Raw genomic sequence first — 1,672 nt, 5'->3', positions numbered from 1 at the left:
GACCTGACAAAAGCTGAATGCATGCTTGTCGCGGTGACTTCGCGAAAGACCGGGCAAAACTAGCACAGAGACAAGGAAATATCCGCCTCTAGCTAGCCAAATGGTCAGGTTTATTGCGCTAAATCGGTAAAAAAATGCATAAGCGACCCCCACTGACCCGGATTTGCCCTGCACCCCGCGCCAAAAGCGGCGGTTGGGGTACACTGGGCGCTTTTTCGGGGGAGCCCGCCCGCCTCCCCTCCAACAGCCGAGAAGCCCATGCCGATCCGTCATTGCATCGTCCACCTGATCGACAAAAAACCCGACGGCACACCCGCGGTCCTGCATGCCCGCGACTCCGAACTGGCGGAGTCCGCGGCCATCGAGAACATGCTCGCCGACCTCAACGAAAGCTACAACGCCAAGCAAGGCAAGGCCTGGGGTCTGTTCCATCCGGAGTCCGGCGCGTTTCCGTTCAGCGGCTGGCTGAAGGAGTACCTCGACGGCGGCCAGGACTTCACCGCGTTCAGCCGGGTGGCGGTGGAGCACCTGCAGAAGCTGATGGAGGAGTCCAACCTGTCGGTGGGCGGCCATGTGCTGTTCGCCCACTACCAGCAAGGCATGACCGACTACCTGGCCATCGCCCTGCTGCACCACAGCGAAGGCGTGGCGGTGACCGACGAGCTGGACGTGACCCCCTCGCGCCACCTCGACCTGGGCCAACTGCACCTGGCGGCGCGGATCAACGTCTCCGAGTGGCAGAACAACAAGCAGTCCAAGCAGTACATCTCGTTCATCAAGGGCAAGAACGGCAAGAAGGTGTCGGAGTACTTCCGCGACTTCATCGGCTGCCAGGAAGGCGTCGACGGCCCGGGCGAGACCCGCACCCTGCTCAAGGCCTTCAGCGACTTCGTCGAGAGCGAAGACCTGCCCGAAGACTCCGCCCGCGAGAAGACCAAGGCCCTGGTGGACTACGCCAGCAGCCAGGCCAAGCTCGGCGAGCCGGTGGGCCTTGAGGAGCTTTCGGAACTGATCGACGAAGACCGTCCGAAGGCGTTCTACGACCATATCCGCAACAAGGACTACGGCCTGTCGCCGGAGATCCCGGCGGACAAGCGCACCCTCAACCAGTTCCGCCGCTTCACCGGCCGCGCCGAAGGCCTGTCGATCAGCTTCGAGGCGCACCTGCTGGGCTCCAAGATCGAGTACGACGAAGAAGCGGGCACCCTGGTGATCAAGGGCCTGCCGACCTCGCTCACCGATCAGCTGAAGCGGCGCAACTGATGCTCGGCAATGTGCTGAAGAAGGTACTGCTGGTGCTGCTGGTGGTCGTGGCCTATCAGAACTGGGGCAAGATCGAGCGGGTGTTCAACCCGTCGCAGATGCTCCCGGAGCAGGTCCGCGCCAACGCCCGGGTCGTGCTCTATTCCACCGACTGGTGCGGCTACTGCAAGCAGACCAAGCGCTTTCTCGACGGCAAGGGCATTGCGTTCACGGAATTCGACATCGAGAAGGACGCCGAAGCGCGCAAGGCCTATGAAGCCCTGGGCGGGCGCGGGATTCCGCTGATCGACGTCAACGGCACGCTGATCCGCGGCTTCGACCCGGACGAAATCCTCGCCGCCCTGAAGTAGCGCTGCCCTTGTGGCTCTGCCCTTGTGGCTCTGCCCTTGTGGCTCTGCCCTTGTGGCTC

The 1,672-nt window shown here is 62.9% G+C and carries 2 protein-coding genes; both read left to right on the top strand.

Features of this window, described 5'->3' with window-relative positions:
* The first annotated feature begins 258 nt into the window (after positions 1-258).
* Entirely contained in the window at positions 259-1,263 is a 1,005-nt protein-coding gene (gene yejK, locus ACIP0B_RS02450) for a nucleoid-associated protein YejK (RefSeq protein WP_085578829.1), read from the top strand.
* Positions 1,263-1,613, top strand: coding sequence for a glutaredoxin family protein (locus ACIP0B_RS02445; protein WP_085578826.1), 351 nt, complete (start codon positions 1,263-1,265; stop codon positions 1,611-1,613). The genes yejK and ACIP0B_RS02445 overlap by 1 nt, the downstream gene beginning before the upstream one ends.
* Positions 1,614-1,672 lie beyond the last annotated feature (59 nt).

This window comes from Pseudomonas sp. NPDC089534 (genome assembly GCF_044749305.1).
GTDB classification, from domain to species: domain Bacteria; phylum Pseudomonadota; class Gammaproteobacteria; order Pseudomonadales; family Pseudomonadaceae; genus Aquipseudomonas; species Aquipseudomonas ekonensis.
Note: the sequence above shows the minus strand (reverse complement) of the source record. Positions and strands in the feature narration are given on the sequence as shown.